This is a genomic window from bacterium, assembly GCA_022616075.1.
Taxonomy (GTDB): Bacteria; Acidobacteriota; HRBIN11; order JAKEFK01; family JAKEFK01; genus JAKEFK01.
In genome coordinates, this window is sequence record JAKEFK010000371.1 from 16,068 (window position 1) to 34,594 (window position 18,527).

The following is an 18,527-nucleotide window of genomic DNA, read 5'->3' on the forward strand; positions in this document are numbered from 1 at the left end:
CCGTGCTTGCTTCGATGATGCTCATTGCAGAGTCAAAAAGAACCAGCCCTCTTGCGTTCTTCCATTCTCGTGTTTACCAACAAGACGAATAGTCCAATCTTTTGATCCGGCTAATTCTGACGCCGGAATTTCACCGAGCGCGCCTTCGCGCACCGGTTGCGTCAATTCCACATCGATCCTCTTCCACTGATCCGGCTTCTTTCCGCGGCCGATTTCTATGTAAGCGTCCTTGAATTGATCCGCAACGGCTGTGCCTTTTACTTGAACAAAAGGCCGGCCCGCTTTCATGACGACTTCTGCTCCTTGAATTTCTGTAATCAAGAAGTATTTTGAATCGGCTTCCAGGGCGGCTCTGGCATTCAAGACACCATAACCGGTGTGCTGATCTTTTCCAGGAACATCAACGTCCGTTGCCGAATGCAGGAGCATTCGTTCCACTTCTTCATTGGTTAGTTTTGGGTTCATCGAAAAAAGTAAGGACGCGGTTCCTGCCACGATCGGAGCGGCAAAAGATGTGCCGCTGGCGCGATAGTATCTTTTATCCTTTCCTACATAAGAAGATCCCGCTATGTATTTGACACCAGGAATGTCGCGCAGCAAATCTGTTCTCCTGGCGCGCAGGCTCAACACGTCATCTCCGGGCGCGGAGATATCGATCCCATTACCATAATTTGAATAAACGGCTCTACTATTGCTAAAGTCACTTGCAGCCACGCTGATAACATTGTTCAAGCCGGCAGGGCTGTAATCGCTCACATCCAGAGCTTCATTGCCCGCGGCCACTACCACAACAACGCCTTTAGAATACGCATAATCGACCGCCCATTGTTCCGTTCGTGTGAGTCGATCACCTCCTGCAGACAAATTGATCACACGTGCCCCGTTATTGGCAGCATAAACGATTGCCTCGGAAATATAAGATGCACGTGTATGGCCGAAACCGTTCAGTGCTTTCAGCACCATGATTCTTGCGTGCGGATTGACACCGGCAATTCCTGTTGCATTGTTTTCCGTGGCCGCAATGACTCCGGTTACGAAGGTTCCGTGTCCGTCATAGTCCCAGGGGTTGTTGTTCTTGCTAATGAAATTCCATCCGATCAAATCGTCCACGTAGCCGTTTTTGTCATCATCAATCCCGTTTTTCGGAATTTCGTTTTTGTTGTTCCAGATGTTGTCCCAGGAAATATCCAGGTGGTTCCAATCCAATCCAGTATCGATCACCGCGACTACCACTGGACTGCCTTGTTCAACAAGAGTCCACGCAGAATCCGGACTGGCCGTAAAACCGACTCGCTTGATGGCCCACTGATCATCGTAGTCTTGTTTCCAGCTGGCCCGGCTGCGCAAATACGGATCGTTGGGCGTCGCTTTTGTTCTTATGAAATTCAGCTCCACATAGACAACGTTAGGAATGCTTTCAACAATCTTCCTGATCTCGTCTTCCATGCCGTCGGGAAAACGGACCGCTTGAATGTGATAGTTCGAAACTTCAAAAGAATTATCGAGAAAGGGTTTCAGTTCATAAGGAATCGAAACAGGATTGCCATTTTTTTGAATCCCAAAAATGAAACCGGATCTCGGAGTGACATCGATGTTCATATTGATTGTTTGATCTGAATTGAGCGCATCGGCCGGAATCGTAATATTTGCATTGCCGCCTCCTAAGGCGTAATCACTCCTGTCATATTCCAGGCTGACCGGGGTTGAATCTCCAGTAGCCGTTTGTTCATTGCGTTTTTTGTTAAATTCATCCGTGAGGCGTTCCTGTGTCTTTGATCCCCAATTTGCATTGCTGGTCCACTTTTTCGCAAGCTGGGGATCCTTTTCAGCGTAGTACTGTGCACCTTCAAACATTTTCTGAACAATCGTATCGAGGTTCCCTGCGGCTTCATCAAACTTTTCTTTGTTACCCTCTTCGATTGCCTTCTTTGCGAGCGCAACCTGATGAGTTGCACGTGAGACTTGTCTTGCCAGATTAAATGTGTCTTCATCTTCGGTATCTACAGTGATGCCGGCACCTTTTGAGATTGCGCCACCAACTGCTGGAACTTTCGTCGGATCCTTCGTCTGTGGTGTGCCGGTAACCGCAGGAGGCTGGGCGGCCGTAGCAGGCGCTGTAACAGGCTTGGGCGTCGCTGCTGCCTTCAAAGCTTCATCGGAGAAATCAGGATCCAACTCCAGGATCGGCTTACCGTTCGCGTCTGTTGCCTCCCTGTAAACCTTGCCTCGAACAAGATCCGGATCGTGTTTCTTTACTACATGCAGATCGAGTTCGCCTTTGTTTACCAGTCCGAAAACCGGCTTTCCTGCAGCATCGACGCCTTCTTGATATACGATCAATCCTTTGTTTTCCCACATCGTGCGTCGAAAATTGTGTGCATCTTCCAGAAATTTCACTCTTTCATCATATGTGGGCGCCGAACGCTCCAGATTCTTTAAACGGTAACCACTGGGGTTATCAGCCCAGGCATCTACAATGATTTCGAGCTCTCCACCTTTTTCTCCTGAACCGAAAATGCGGTGTTGTTCTCCTAATCCTGCGAAATCTTCATCCGGATGAAATATTCTGTTTCCTAAATGGCCATCTTCGTATTTGACGCCGTTGTTACCCAGGAACATATCCGACTTAATGAGCTTTTCCATTTCCTCCGGAGTTAACTTACGGCCACTGACTTGATACCATCCGTCTGGCCATTTCTGAAGGACCAGTATAGGTGGGCCACCTTCCGGATTTGCGCTGCGGATTGCAGGTGAGTAAATTGGATTGTCCTTAATGCTGTCGAGCACCTTGGCTCCCTGAATCTGCCCTTCAACTGCCGCGACGCTTTCCCGATAAGCGCCGGGCGTGTAAAAAATCTTGACTACGATGTCATCGATAGGTGTTCCGTCCGGATTAAGAACTCGGAAGACTTGACCAAACGTTCCGCCGCCGAGCCACTCCCCCAGGATTACGCGCTGTGGCGCTTGCCCCGGCTTAAGTCCCGGAATGACAATGGTAGTTCCTTTCAACTGTTCAACGATTTCGAGTATTTGCTTTTTAAGGCCGACAATTCTTAGCATGTCGTCTTTTGTTTTTGACTGCTTGTTGACCGTGGCGTTGTATTCTCCAACTTTGCTCCACAGGTCATCGATCGGGGTCCCGATATCTCCTTCTACTTCCGGGAGGAAGGTTTCGGTGCCGCCACCTTTTTTTGGTGGCGGAGCTGTAGCAACTTCATCCGCTAATTCTGTGCCTCCAGGACTTCGGGCTTTAGGATCCTGAATTCCACCCGGACGTTCGGAGGCGACTTCCGTTTTTGCAGCGTGGAAATCAGAAGTTCCGGCAACTGTATCAGCTGCTTTTGCAGCAGCCGCATCCTTTGCTAACTGTTTTTGTGCCGCTAAGGCCTTCGTCTCCGCAACAGCCGCGCGCCAGGCTAGAAAATCAAGCGGAAGTAAGGCAACGGAAAGGGCAATGCTTTCCACGCGGGCTTCCAGAAGATCTTGATAGTGGATTAAACCTCTGAAATCCAAGCCGCCTACCGCGGCCGCTGCCTGAGCGGTGGAAAGGTCCCCCAACGTCATTAAGGCCAACCCACCCTCGGCTGCAATAAAGATGAGTCCGAGTCCAAGGCTTACCAGCGGTACGGGAGCAGTTACTGCCAGTACAAAAGCTTCTCCGCCGTGCAAGATTAATTCCCACTCCTCATCGGAAGCGTCCTGCGCATCGAAGCTCGAACCAAGCCCGCCCATCATGGAGGTGATTAACTGCTCTCCGAAAATCGGCGCGTAAGCTTTCGCAACTCTTGCAAGTAGACGGCGGTATACGTGGAGCCTGAACTCCTCCATTAATTCTTCGAAAGTTCGAAGTCCGGTCAAATGAACGATCTGCTCATTGAACTTCTGATCCAGTCTTTCGATTGCTTTATCCAGAGCGGCGCTGGTCAGCCGAGCGCGTTCCTCGTCTGTATAGTTGCCGTCCCTGATTTGTGCGAGCACGCGCCATAACGGGCCAGATGTGAGGTCTTCTACTTCAATTTCGGCACTCAGAAGAGGGTCTGAATTCAGGGCCGCCAGATACTCATTCAGCGCTCGATTCTCTTCTTCCTTAGCCTTCTTTACCATCTGATCCCAGATCCGCTTTTTCTCAATCAGGGTTCCCGGGATCTTATCGATGTAGGAGTTCGCATAGTTCTGGTAATCGGTTACTACTTTGTGTTTTTCATTCAGGACTTGATTCTTTTGCTCAACGATTTGAGCCAGAACGAAAAGCTCATCTATTTTCTTTCGGCGGCGCTCTTTAAAGGCATCGTTCTCGGGCAATCCCGGTATCAGAAGTAAGCGATCGCGTTCTTCTTCTAGTTTTCGAATGCGGTTTTTCTTCTCGGTTTCATAAAACCATGTCGTTCGATGCAGCTCTGCCAGCTCGGCTCCGATTTCATCCAGTCTGCGCATCGCGTCTTCATACGGCATGCCCACAATGCTGTCTGTGGGGATTTTGCCTGTTCCCTTTTTCAGCAGGTTGAGATTGGCTTTTTCTTTGACAAGCTCGGCTACGCGAAAATCACGAACGATAAACGCCGCCTGGCGCGCATACGGAGCCAGGATCTGGTCTTCGAATCGTTCTTCTGCGGACTGTTTAGCCTCATCAGCATAATGCTGGCGAACTTTGTACGCGACGGGATCTTCGAGGATGGAGATTTTATCCAGCACATAGCTTAGAACATTGTTTTTCAATGCCTTGTTCGTTGTTGTAGTTTGCGCGTCAATTGCTTCGACTACGACACGAAGAAGGTCAATTTTTTCTTCCTTAAATGCTTGATCCACGAACCGGTAGACCGCCTCGTTGTAGTTTTCTTTGGCAGCTTTACCAACCAGGTTCCGGGCTTGCTGATCATCTTCAACGGATATTTCGCTCGAATCTTGCTGCACGCTGACCGGCACACGAAACGTCGCAGTGCCATCAGCACCCGTTAGAGATTGATTCGGATCCTCATCACTCCCGGTTTGTTCGTCCTTGATGCTCTGCCATGGCAAAAGCGGGGATGGATAACTCGCAATCAGAAGATTTGCATTGGCGACAGGGTGGTTGACCTTCGTGCCGGCCTGAAGAACCTCTTCTGTTGCTTTGACCTTGACTGTGATAACAACAGTTACTGGTTTTGCTGCTTCTGTTTCAGTCCCCGAACCGGCAGGTGAAATGCCCACAAAAAGCGAAAAAATCAGGAATGCGATGATACAACGATCCGTGAATTTCATATTAGTGATCACTGCAGGTTCAGGAAGAACCAGCCTTCGCGCGCATTTCCGTTCTGGTGTTCAACGACCAGGCGAATCGTCCATTCTCTTGATCCGCTTAACTCCGCTGCGGGAATCGTGCCTAGCACACCGTCCCGCACTGGGCGGTTCAGTTCCCCGTTGATCTTTTTCCATTGCGCCGGTTTTTTCCCGGCGCCTATTTCTATATGGCCCCTTTGAAACTGATTCGCATCGGCAGTACCGGTTACTTGAACAAAAGGCTGACCCTCTTTTCTCACTACAGCTACGCTATCGATTTCCGGGATCAGGAAAAATTTCGGATCGGCATTCAACGCGGCTTTCATATTCAGTACACCGTAACCTGTGTGCTGATCTTTCCCGGGAGCATCCAGATCTATTGCCGAATGCAGCAGCATTCGCTCCACGTCTTCATTACTCAGCTTTGGATTCATCGAAAACAGCAAGGACGCAGCTCCTGCGACGATCGGAGCAGCGAAAGAAGTTCCGCTGGCACGGTAATATCTTTTATCTTTGCCGACATAGGATGATCCAATCTCATATCGAACGCCGCGGATATCTCTCAACAAATCGGTTCGTCTCGCGCGCAGACTTAGCACATCATCGCCCGGTGCGGAGATGTCAATTCCGTCACCATAATTGGAATAGACGGCTCTGCTATCCTTGACGTCACTTGCAGCAACCGCGATCACGTTGTTGAGGCCCGCCGGGCTGTAGTTGCTTATGTCAATCGCTTCATTTCCGGCGGCAACCACAATCACGACGCCTTTAGAATGGGCATAGTCGACCGCCATCTGTTCGGTTCGCGTGAGGTTATTGCCTCCTAAACTCAGATTGATGACACGCGCGCCATTGTTTGCAGCATAAATAATTGCTTCCGCAATATAAGAAGCGCGGGTATGACCAAAACTATTGAGCGCTTTGAGCACCATGATTTGTGCATTGGGACTCACGCCGGCAATGCCGATACCATTGTTGTGCGCGGCCGCGATCACTCCTGTCACGAACGTTCCGTGTCCGCCGTGATCCCATGGTCTGTTGTTTTTTTCAACGAAGTTCCAACCGATCCTATCGTCCACGTAGCCGTTTCGGTCATCATCTCTGTTGTTTCCCGGAGCTTCATCATGATTGTTCCAGAGATTGCTCCAGGAAATGTCCTTGTGGTTCCAGTCCAGTCCCGTATCGATTACCGCAATTGTTACGGGACTGCCGTTCTTTACAAGATTCCAGACGGAGTCTTCTCCCGCTGTGAAGCCGGCTCTCTTGATGGCCCACTGGTCATCGTAGCTTTGTTTCCAGCTCGAACGACTGAAGAAATACGGATCGTTCGGTGAAGCCTCACTGCGAACGAAATTGATTTCTACACGTTCGACGTTCGGAATCTTTTCAATAATTTTCCGGATAGCGTCTTCTAATTCGGGTGAAAATCGGAGTGCCTGAAAATTGTGATCGGGTAGCTCAAAGGAGTGATCTAAATATGGAGTGAGTTGATCAAGAGCCGATTTGTCTTCATCTGTAATTCCCGGCGCTTTCCTGATAATCACAATCAGACCCTTCACCGGTGAAAGATCGAGATTGACGGGAACATCGACCTTGGCTGGAACCTTCGATGTTCCGGAAACAGCAGGAACAGGCGATGGCGCCGGGGGTGTCGTCGCCAACTTTGGCGCAAACGCCGGGTCGGGAGCGTAGATCGGTTTTCCGCTTGGATCCGTACCAACACGCTTGTAAACATCCGTAACCAGATCGGGATCGTACTGTTTTACAATATCCAGGTCGACTTTGCCTTCATCGATCAGTTTGAAAATCGGACGCCCGTTGGCGTCTTTTCCAATCTCCACATATTTAATGAAGCCCCATCTTTCCCACATTGCCCTTTTGAAGTTGCGCGCATCTCGAAGATGCTCGTATCTTCCGATCGTGGTGGGTATTGCTTCCAGGCTTGGGATATGATTTTCGTGCGGGTTCATTGCCATCTCTAAGCGGCGTCCTTCGACAACTCCAGTATCAACATCCACTTTTGCTAGACGGTCGCTTTCACCATACCCTGCATACTTTTCTCCTTCTTTGAATAACCTGTTTCCCAGGTGTCCATCCTCCGAAATGATGTTTAAACTCGTTAGAAACTCATCCGTTGCCATTAGTTGATGCATTTGCTCTTTCGTTAATTTCCCTGATGCGGGACGCCATCCTTCCGCGTATTTTTGAAGCAGAAGAACCGGCGGCATCCCTTCCAGGTCTGCGGCACGGACGCCTGGATAATAAATCGGCTGGCCCGGTATCGCTCCAAGAAGCTCAGCTCCCTCTTTTTGTCCTATGGCCGCTAACTCGCCCGCGTTCTCCGCTTTTGGATTATGGAAGATTTTGATGACCATGTCGTCAATTAGAGTGCCATCGGGGCGTCGTACACCAAAAACGAGCCCAAGTTCTCCGCTTCCCACGTAATCATCAATGATTACCTCTATGTGCTTTCCTTCTCCGGTTGGTACAACGACTTTTTTCCCCTTGTACCGCCGGGCAATTTCTTGAATTTCTTGCAATGCCTCTTCCGCGGCAGCAGCATCTTTTGCTTTCTTTGCGTCTCTGTACTTTTTACCCGCGTCCCAAAGATCATTGAGATCTTTTGTTGGAATAAGATCCGATCGCGCCGCAGTGACCGGAGCTTGCGGATTCCGCACCGTCACTTCGGTTTTTTCAGGTTTTGCAGTCACTACATCATCTTCTGAGCGTTTCGGTGCGACTTCGGTTTTTTCAGGAGGTGGGGAAGTCCCTATATCATCTTCTGCGCGCTTGGTTACCACTGAAGTTTTGTCTGGAGGTGGTGCGGTCCCGATATTGTCTTCAGGATTGCGCGCTGCTACTTCGGTTTTTTCAGGAGGTTTGGCGGTAACAACATCGTCCTCTACCCGTGGTTTTGCAGCTGGACCGGCAATTTCAGTAACGGGCTCGGTTAGTACAGACCCTTCCTTTGCTGTTTGCGCAGCGGCTCTTTCCGCTCTCGCAAGCTTTGCTTGCTTGAGCGCAATGGCAGCGCCAAAGACGTCCAGAGGCAAAAGCGCAACACTAAACCCGAAAGCAAATCTCTGAGTGCTGAAGTCCTGTTCGTAAGTGTAGAGGCTTCGTTGATCCAGTCCTCCTGCTTCAACAGCATCTCTTGCGGAAGCAAGGTCTGTCCAAACGTAATAAGTGCGGCCTCCTTCCAGAGTAACGGACACCAGCGCCACGCCCAATCCAACCACTGGAAATGGAATGGTGACCGCCATCGCCACGGCTTCACCGCCGCGGAGAATCAGCTTCCAGTACTCATCGTCAGCTTCCTGTGCCTGAAATGTGGACCGCATCGCTCCAAAGATGGCGCCAGCCATCGGTCCGTAGTACTGCGAGTAATGAGCGGCAGCCCGGTCAAAAAGAGAATCGTAAACTCGCAGCCGAAACTCGTCCGTCAATTCATCAAAAGTCCGAAGTTGAGTGAGATGGGCAATCTGCTCATTGATGTTTTCATCGAGACGGTCAATGGCGTCGCCAAGAGCCTCATCTATCAAACGATGTTTTTCCTGATCACTCTTGTCGCTTTGTTCGATTTCAGTGATGATGCGCCAAAGCGGAACACCATCTACTTCCGTACTCAAAAGGGCATCCGTATTGAGAGATTTCAGGTATTCATCTCGCGCCAGGTTCACTACCTGCTCAGCATCTCTGTATTTCTGAGTTCGATAGTCCATGTCTATTTCCATCCCTTCAGATGGGATGACGAATAGGTCGTCATAAGCATCGTCAAGAACTTCAAGAGCGCTCTCAAGAGTCTTGTTGTTTTGCGCTACGATTTTGGATTGCTCAATAAGACCGTCGATTTTCCTGTCGCGAGCCTGGCGCCACAAATCGTTGACCGGGATGCCTGGAATGGTTAGTATTCGGTCCCTTTCCGCCTCCAGCTCAGCGATGCGGGCCAGTTTCTTCTGACGTTCGGAGTAGGCGAACACGTTGATGGCATAAGGCATCGTCCGGTTCAACTCTGCGATTTCGCTTCCAATTTCATCCAGACGTTTCAGCGCGCTTTCCAAGTCATCTTGTGCAGGCGTAAAGACACTGTCAGCGGGAGCATCTTTCTCTTTCTCCTTCAGAAGATTCAGCAAAGCCTTTTGATGCATCAGCTCTGCGATTCGGAAGTCGCGCAGCATCAAAGGAGCCTGCCGGGTTGACCCCATTAGAAATTGATTTCCGTATCGTGAAGGAAAGTTTTTTGCTTGCTGTTCATAGGAAGCTCGTACCACGTAACCTTCGGGATCTTCCAGGATGGCAATTTTATCCAGCACATAGTTCAGAACATCTTCTTTCAGCTTCTTATTCTTTGTTTCAGGTTGCGCGGCAATGGAATCAACCACCGCATAAAGAACTTCGATGTCGCCTTCTTTGAAGGCATCGTCAACCAGGCGGTACACCGGCTCGTTGTAGTTTTCTTTTGATGCTTTCTCAACCACGCTGCGCGCGTGCAGCACTTCTTTACTGAGCAGGATTATCGGAGCTGCAGTGGACTGATCTGTTTTGAATAAAACTTGTTGTGTAACGATCGGCAAGATGAATGTGGCATTGCCATCCAGATCGGTTACCAGCTGAATCGAGTCCTCATCATGGGCAGTTTCTTCATCCTTGACACCTTCCCATGGGAGAGGTGACGATTGAAAGCTAGGAATGAGGAGATTCGCATCTGAAACAGGATGATTAACTTTTGTTCCCGCCTCAAGGACCTGTTCTGTCGCCTTGACTTTGACGGTGATCGTGACAACCGCGGGTCCGTTTCGATTTTGCGCGCCGCTCGGAGCAACCGGCACCGTGATCAAACCTCCCGTGAATGCGCTGTCGCTCCGGTCAACCTCTATTGTTATGGAATCGCATTTGTCGCAGATCGGCGTGACTTCTCCAGCCTCTAACAATGTAGTAGGAATGATTAAGAAGATGGAAAGATAGATTCTTAAGAGATTTGAAAAGAATCGGTACATCTTCCGTCCACCCTAATTCAGTTTCAGATAAAACCACCCTTCGCGAGTCTTTCCATTTTGGTGTTCCAATACCAGGCGGACTGTCCATTCTGCTGATCCTGCAAGTTCGGTTGGCGGTATGAAACCGAGAACTTTATTTCGCACGGATTGTTTTAGATCTGCAGAGACCTTTTTCCATGAAGTGGGTTTTTTTGTCATTCCGATTTCCAGATGCGCATTCTTGAACTGATCGGCGTAGGCCGTGCCGCTGACCTGAACCAGCTGTTTGCCTTCTTTGGAAACGACCTGGACATTGTTAATCTCAGCATTCAAGAAGAATTTGCGATCAGCTTTTAATGCGGCCCTCGCATCCAATATCCCGTAACCGGTGTGTTTGTCTTTTCCAGGCACATCGGCGTCTCTGGCAGATTGAACTAGCATCCGTTCTACTTCTTCATTTGTTAACTCCGGATAAATCGAAAAAAGTAAAGCGGCTGTACCGGATACAATCGGCGCGGAGAAAGAAGATCCACTGGCGCGGTAATACCTCTTATCTACACCAACATAAGAGGTTCCCGCAGTGTATTGCACTCCGGGGATATCGAGTAAAAGATCGGTTCGTCTGGCACGAAGACTCAAAACATCATTTCCGGGCGCTGCAAGATCGATCTCACCAAAATTGGAATAAACGGCCCTCTGATCCTGAACGTCGCTAGCCGCGACTGTAAGCACGTCTCTTAAACCTGCGGGACTGTACTTGCTGATATCGACGGCTTTATTTCCGGCAGCAACAACAATAACTGATCCTTTGGACCGCGCGAAATCCACGGCCAGTTGTTCTGTTTTGGTAAGCTCGTAGCCTCCCACGCTTAAGTTGATTACACGCGCGCCATTGTTGGCTGCATAAATGATCGCTTCCGCAATGTACGAAGCTCGCGAATGGCCAAGACCGTTGAGAGCCTTCAAGACCATGATCTTCGCGTTTGGATTGATACCGGCAATTCCTTCTTTATTGCCTGGTGTTGCTGCAATGATTCCGGTAACAAACGTGCCATGGCCATTGTGATCCCATGGCGTAGTCGTTCTCTGATAAAAATCCCAGCCAATGAAATCGTCCACGTAGCCGTTCTTATCATCGTCTCTTCCGTTCTCCGGAATCTCTTTCGAGTTCGACCATATGTTGTCCCAGGAAATATCCTGGTGATTCCAGTCCAGTCCACTATCAACAACGGCTACCACAACAGGATTCTTTTTGAGCTTGATATTCCACGGTGAATCTTGTTCACTTGTATAACCCACGCGTTTGATAGCCCATTGATCATCAAAGTTTTGCTTCCACGATGCTTTCGAGTGGAAATAGGGATCGTTTGGCACATCCTCCGGTCCGCGGCACGGATTCACTTCGATGTAGGAAACATTGCTTAGCCGGCTGAAAGAGTCCTGTAATTGTGATGTGAGAGTGTTCGGGTATTCAAAATTCGTGAAAATATGTTGTCCGTCGGTAAAGATCTGCCGAATTGAAACTTGCGATCCTAGTTTTGGCAACTGGTACCCGACTTTCGTGAGAAATTCATTCGGTACTGCATCGAAGGCAACAATGGTGCTGTCCGTTGGCGTTGCGTCGACTTTGAACGAGTCTTGAATTCCCACGTCTCTAGTTAAGCTGCGATTCGCCTGAGCAATTTTTGATTGCACATGAACTTGTTGATTAGTGAATTCTATGAATCCGTCCGATCCGGTTTTGAGGTGATTCGGGTTATCCTGATGACCGGTCTGCGAGTCTTTTGTGCTTCCGGCAACATTCGGCAAATCAGGGATCAACTCCTGAATCTGGAGGAGTGCATCTTTTACAGCTTCATCAACGTTTTGTCCGCGCACGATAACTTCGATTGTTACTTTGAAGCCCTCTTCACCGGTGAGTACAGGCTGATCCTTCTTTTCGTCTGGCGGTTCGGGCGCCGGATCTTGAGGCGTCTCCTCTTTTTTCTTATCGTCACCGATAATTAATGCAGTTAAGCTGCTCGATTCAGCTTTGTTAGTTCCCGGTCGAATCCGGAATTCCTCGGTGGGTCCCCAATGTGGATTGTTAAAAGTGAATCCACCGAAGACATTGTGATTCGGAGTAAAAAACGTTTGAGCATCTTTGGTCGTTATGTCTAAGTAATTGCCCAACGGTTCGCTTGTGGTAGTCGGATCACGAAAATCACCTGTAAATGGCGGTGTATTTACCGGGCCATTCGGGATATCAACAGGATTGTTAATGCCGCCGGAAGTGGAAAACAAGTTCGGCCTGCCATCAGTGATTACCGGTGTTCCTCCGGGTGGCACGCTGATTCGGAGCTCCCGGCTTCCAGGAGCACACGGACCCACGCTGAGGGTGACAGTGAAAAACTGTTCCTCCTGATCCGTTACTTTTTCCGGCTTTTGTCCTTTGCATTTTTTCTCACAATCTTCCAGCTCCTTTTTGAGATTATCGATTTCCTTCGACTTTGCGTAGATTTCTTCTGTTAACCCGGGAATCTTCCAGTTAAGCGCCTCCATTTCTTTACCGACGTCAGCGTCCTCGGTTTCCAGTTTGTCGAGTTTTTTTTGAAGTGAATCCTTTTTGACTGGATCCGTTTCCTTCTCAAGCAGAGCCTTTGTATCCCCAATTTCAATACCTAATTTGACCGACCTCTTGAGCAAGTCATTCCATCTGTCCATACTTCGTTCTTTTTCATCCATAAGGTCGTTTTGTTTCTTTTCGGCTTCAGCCAATCGCTTGGCAATATCCTCACATTCCGGACAAGGACTCAGAGGGCCGGAGCCCCCTGAGCCGTCTGCGAATTGTTCTCCGGAAGGAGCCAGGCATGCAACTAGAAACGCGAACCAGAAGACTAATCTCAGTTTTCCAAGCATGGCGCTACTCTGAAAATTCTCTTATTAGAATCCAAATCCGGTGCGTGCTCTGACGCGATAGTTGTTTCCATCAAAGCTCGCCTCAACCCCCGCGATGAAATGGCCTGCGCGGAAATCGATTCCGGCAACGCCTTCAATCGTGTTTTCTTCAAGTACTTCCGCAAAGGAAAGCGTTCCAATTACGCTGAATCCCGGAAAGGCGGCCGAACCATCCGCCTCAAGATTTGCGTCCAGGCCAATTGTTCGAAAAGTACCGCGGACGCCTCCAAAGGGAGCAAAATGCTCAAAGTTGTAGCCAACAATCCCTTCCACAAGATGTGATTCGTAATCGAAAACGAAGTCCTGTTTTGTTACGACAGCGTTATTCGCTCTAAACGCCGGACTGACATTCATATCCATATCGACAATCGTGTCATACCGGTACTCCCCCGTTCCAAACCAGTTGCAGTCATCACAGAAAAAGAAGAGAACGCCGACGCCGACGCCCAGAATTGTTCCATCTCCGCTAAACCGTTGTTGCACCCCTGCCGGATTAGTCGGATTGACAAATTCGAGATCCACATCAGCCGGTGAAACCATGAAAGAAACGTAGGGATAGAACAGTCTTCGCCCTGATCCACCGCCGGAGGAATCTTCAGCGCTGCTTGCAAATGAATTCCGCGATGCGAAACCGCTGAGCTTGTTGCTGCTTAACGCGGAACCGCCGCCAAAGCTACCGAGTCCGATATTCACTCCTGCGCCATAGGAGTTGATGTCAAGTGACTGTACAAGTCCGTCGTTTGTTTTGTCGAGAAGCGCCTGGCTCGCTTTCTCATCTGTGGCGTCTGAAAACACGACGTTTCCGGATGTATCCCTGACTGTGAGTGTAGTCCTTGACGAAGACGCGGTGCGCGTCACGTCATCCAATGATTCAACTTGAGGCTGGAAACTTACATTGGTTCCCGGTTTCAGCGGACGTCTGGAGTACGAAAAAGGTTTTTCCGCCGTAAACGTAACGTTACTTGTTTCATTTGGTCTGACTGTAACGCCTTTCTTTATCATCTCGCGAGATTTGTGACGGATTCTTATTGTGTAAGTTCCTTCTTCCACATTTGCGTAGCCATTCTTGTCAGTCTTCAACTCGGACGAAGTACCGTCCTGCGAAATGATGGTGAGCTCAGCTTCTCCAATGGGATCCCCTGATTCATCCTGAAAGTAAATCGACCCGACTACTGCCCAGGCCGAAGAAGCTAAAAACAGACCGGCAAACAGTATGGCAAGCCGAAAAGTTAGCCCATAAATCTTTGACATTCTTGTGTACCTCCTTCCTTAACTACAGATGGAGACGGACAGATCAGAAAAAGTTAGGAGATTCTGTTTGGGTAAACTTACTTTTGCAACGCGGAGGTCCAGTTCAGGAGAACAGCAATCAAAGATGCATTGGAATCCTGGACGGGGGCATTGATAAGAAAACGGGTGCCATCGGGCGATGGTACGTACTGTTTGTTCCAACCTAAATCAGCGCTTCTCACCGTTGTTTCGAAAAGAGGTTTTGGATTGTCAGGCTCAAAACTCCCTTCCTTCTTTAACGTGACCATCATCAGTCTTTGGGCTGAGTCGATATAGTAAAGTTCTGCAGAGTCATTGCGCCAGGCCGGCTGTGAACCCCCTTGAATCGAAATCTGCCACTTGCCGCTGAGCGATGGAAAATCCTGAACGTAGACTTCCGGCAGGCCGGTTTCATCCGATGTATAAGCAATCCATTTTCCATCGGGTGAGATCTGATTCTGACATTCATTAAACCGCGTGTTTAAAAGTGGTTCGGGTTTGGCATTCTTCGAGTCGAGTACCATCCACAAATCCAGCTTTGTCTTTGGATCATCGGCTTGAAAAACAAGGAACTTGCCATCAGGCGAGAAACTACCGGGCCATTTATTTTGGGGCGATGAAAATAACACGGTTTCTGTGCTGATTCCTGTGGAGGGCTTGACGTAAAGATCGAGATGCCCATCGCGCGATGAGGAATATGCGATACGGGAACCATCCGGATGCCATACTGGAGTGCCTGCATCTGAATGAAAAGTAAATCGCGAGAGCCGGTTTCCGTTCAGCTCAATTAACCAGATGTCTTCAGCATCCGATTCTGGATTTCTTCGCTTGACTGCTATACGCGATCCTCCCGGTGCAAGCGTCGGCTCATCATAATCTCCTGGTGGTCCTACAACTGCAAGACGTGTTCCGTTTCGATCAACCCAGGCGAGCTGAGTAATTGCTCCTGCCGCCTGCTGGTATGCGAGAACTCCATCACGGGAAACGGAAAACACACCGTAACCGCTGCTCCCTTTTTGAATTTGCACATTCTCAGCAACAAGCTGCGGGTCTCCTTCCAATTGAAATTTTTCCATATCAAAAAGTTGAGACATCAGTTTCCCTTCCACCAAATAAAGGAGATAACCGGGGCGCACATATTGAACGCTGCGCGCGTTCGCGAAAAGCTTCCTGCTCTTTCCCGAATCCAGAGAACCAATCCAGACCGCTTCTTGTTGCGGCTCTAATCCCTGACTCAAGTAAAGGAAATGTTCGCCATCGGGTAAGAATTGTGGGAAGCGATGGCTTGCTTCATCTTCCTGCAATTCTGTTGCGCGGCTCGCCGCGCCACCGGTCGCAGGGATGCGATACAACGGAGACAGCACATTGGGCGAGAAAAGAATTTCATCCTTCTGATTCCACGTCGCCCCGCGCGGCTCACGGACATCGGACAAAGTGAGCACTGAGCCGCTGGAAACTTCAACTTTCTTGAGTTTTCCTTGAGCAAAAAAACCAAGGAACCGGCCATCAGGTGACCAGAAAGGATACTCCGCGCCCTCCGTGCCTGATACGCTTTTTGCTTCAATAGAATCCATGGATCGAATCCACAATACATTCTTTCCTTTGTGGCTTGCGATAAACGCCAGGTGATTCCCATCCGGCGACACCGCAAGTCCCGGATGAAAAGTTGTTTTTTCAGGAGGCAGAACAACAAAGCGCACAACAGATTGTTGAACAGGAACGTTGACAAATCTTGAAAGGAAAACAGCAGCTGTCCCAAGAAGAAATAGCAGGGCGAGACCTGCCGCAATCCGCGGCCAACGTTTTCGAACTTTAGTGAGCGGCATCACTGCGGTGACAGTAGATCCCTCCGCAATCCACTTCAATTGAAGCGTCAGATCGCGAACAGTCTGCCATCGATTTTCGGGATCTTTCGCCAGACAGGTTTTGATCACCCGATCCAGCGAAACAGGCAGATGAGGTTGAATCGAAACAATCGAATCGGGCTCGGAAGACAGGATTGCCGCTATCAAACTTGCATGATTGGAAGCGCGAAATGCTTTTTGTCGTGTTGCCATTTCGTAAAGGATGGCGCCAAAGGAAAAGATATCACTCCGGGCATCGGCCTCGTTCCCCTGCAACTGTTCAGGAGCCATGTAACCGATTGTTCCCAAAATCGTGCCCTGAACAGTAAGATTGTGGGCAGCAGTAATTGCCGCGGAGTCCGAAACCAATGTCGGAGTTTCTACCATCTGAAATTTTGCGAGCCCGAAATCGAGCAGCTTTGCGCCTGATTTCGTAAGCATAATGTTGCCGGGTTTCAGGTCGCGATGAATGATCCCTTTTTTGTGAGCAGCATCTAAGGCGCCCGCGATTTGGATCGCGAGATCAAGCAACCGGTCAAGAGGAAGAGCCCCTTTTGCCAGGCGATCTGCAAGTGTTTCGCCTTCCAGATACTCCATAACTAAAAAGTCGATGTCACCTTCATGGCCGGTGTCATAAAGGATGCAGATATTCGGATGGGATAAACAGGAAATGGTCCGGGCTTCGCGTTCCATCCGAAGCCGCAACTCCTGCTTGTCCGAAAGATGCGACGGTAAAACTTTTATGGCAACGGTGCGATCCAACCGGGCATCTTTCGCCCGATAAACTTCTCCCATCCCTCCTGCTCCGATCAGAGCAAGAATTTCATACGGCCCCAGGCGGGTACCGGTTGAGAGTGATGCCATCTGAAAGTAAGACGGACATCTACGTAAAAGTTGTGGTGCGGGCGACTCGCCCGCCATGTAAGAATGGGGAGAAAAAGATGTTTCTTACACGCAGCTAATTTGGGTTTCCTACGATTTGAAAAGCAGCCCAGTAAAATGGATTGTCGTATTTCTTTCGGATTTCGAGTCGTGCTTTGCGAAGGGCCTCACTCTTGTTGAGTCCTGAACTCCACAGAGTATAAAATTCTTTCATCAATTCGCGAGCGGACTGATCCGGTACTTTCCATAGACTCAGTATCAGTGTTTGAACGCCCGACAACACAAAAGAACGTTTCAGCCCAAACACTCCTTCACCATTGTGAATGCTTCCTATTCCGGTGTCACAGGCAGAAAGTACGACAAGTTCCGTGCCGCGCAAGCGTAGACCTTCGATTTTTGTTGCACTCACCAAACCTTCGTCCCGATTTTCTTTTAAGGAACGATTGGCTCCTGCCAGTACAATTCCGGAACGAAGCGATGGATCCTCCCAGGATGCTTCTGGAATCCCGGTGTTTACTATTTCGCTGGGTCCTCCGTCTCTATGGAGCTCATCCTGCAGGAAGTATCCGTGTGTGGCGAGATGCAAAACGCGGGGAGATTCCAAAGACAGCAACACTTCTTCAAGCGCTTCATCACCAAGATAGATCTGAACAGGTATTCTGGCATTCCGCAGGAATTGCGCGACCTCTTTCCCTTCGTCGCGACTCGCGGGTAGCCGTGGAAAATTCCAATCCTTCAGCTGCTTCGTCACGCCACCGCGGAGTTGCTCTTCCCTGATTCCCAATCTGGCAACAACAGTAGCCCGCTCACCGGGCTCCAAATCATAGTCCGGATCCGCCATCACGATGGCCTCTCTTCCTTCAGCAGAAGGATCTTCCCAGCGTACAATGTCCCTGCCAGAAGCAAGATAAGTGAGTTCATATTTTTCAAGCAAAGGTTTCTCATCAGGAGCTATCAAAACTTCGAGCGGAAGCATGTGGAGCAAACCATCAGGACTGATCAGCAAATGTTTTTTATTTCTTAGCTGGGCTTCCAAAGGTTGAATCAGCAGACGATACAGCTCCTTTCCATACTTGCGCATCTTCCTCGTTTCCTGGCGCCCCGGTTGACCCTTTTCTACAATCAGTTTTATTTCTGTCCGGTAATCCTGTATCAACGAGTCGATGGATTCAGCCCGCCCCAGATCGATGAGTCGGACCTGATAGCCGGGATCGTTTTGTAATACGAACACTACATAATGCGTGCTGATGGGTCTTTGGTTGCGGAAGTCATAGAACTGGATTCGTCCGTAATCCAGATAAGCACTCTTTGACGGTAAAAGAGCGGCAATCCGCTTCGGATCGGCCCGGCCTGCTCGCTGTTC

The 18,527-nt window shown here is 49.4% G+C and carries 6 protein-coding genes; all 6 read right to left on the reverse strand.

The genetic code is table 11. The annotated features are described in order from the left end of the window. Positions 1-21: 21 nt before the first annotated feature. Positions 22-5,238, reverse strand: coding sequence for a S8 family serine peptidase (locus L0156_28740; protein MCI0606992.1), 5,217 nt, complete (start codon positions 5,236-5,238; stop codon positions 22-24). 8 nt (positions 5,239-5,246) lie between these two features. Next, positions 5,247-10,253 (reverse strand): S8 family serine peptidase, encoded by a 5,007-nt coding sequence (locus tag L0156_28745; protein ID MCI0606993.1) that lies wholly within the window; start codon positions 10,251-10,253, stop codon positions 5,247-5,249. 12 nt (positions 10,254-10,265) lie between these two features. After that, entirely contained in the window at positions 10,266-13,130 is a 2,865-nt protein-coding gene (locus L0156_28750) for a S8 family serine peptidase (GenBank protein MCI0606994.1), read from the reverse strand. Positions 13,131-13,154: 24 nt separating this feature from the next. Next, positions 13,155-14,420 (reverse strand): carboxypeptidase-like regulatory domain-containing protein, encoded by a 1,266-nt coding sequence (locus tag L0156_28755; GenBank protein ID MCI0606995.1) that lies wholly within the window; start codon positions 14,418-14,420, stop codon positions 13,155-13,157. Between the two features lie 77 nt (positions 14,421-14,497). Beyond that, entirely contained in the window at positions 14,498-17,146 is a 2,649-nt protein-coding gene (locus L0156_28760) for a protein kinase (protein MCI0606996.1), read from the reverse strand. A gap of 94 nt (positions 17,147-17,240) precedes the next feature. Further along, the coding region (locus L0156_28765) for a CHAT domain-containing protein (GenBank protein MCI0606997.1) at positions 17,241-18,527 on the reverse strand (1,287 nt) is incomplete at its 5' end.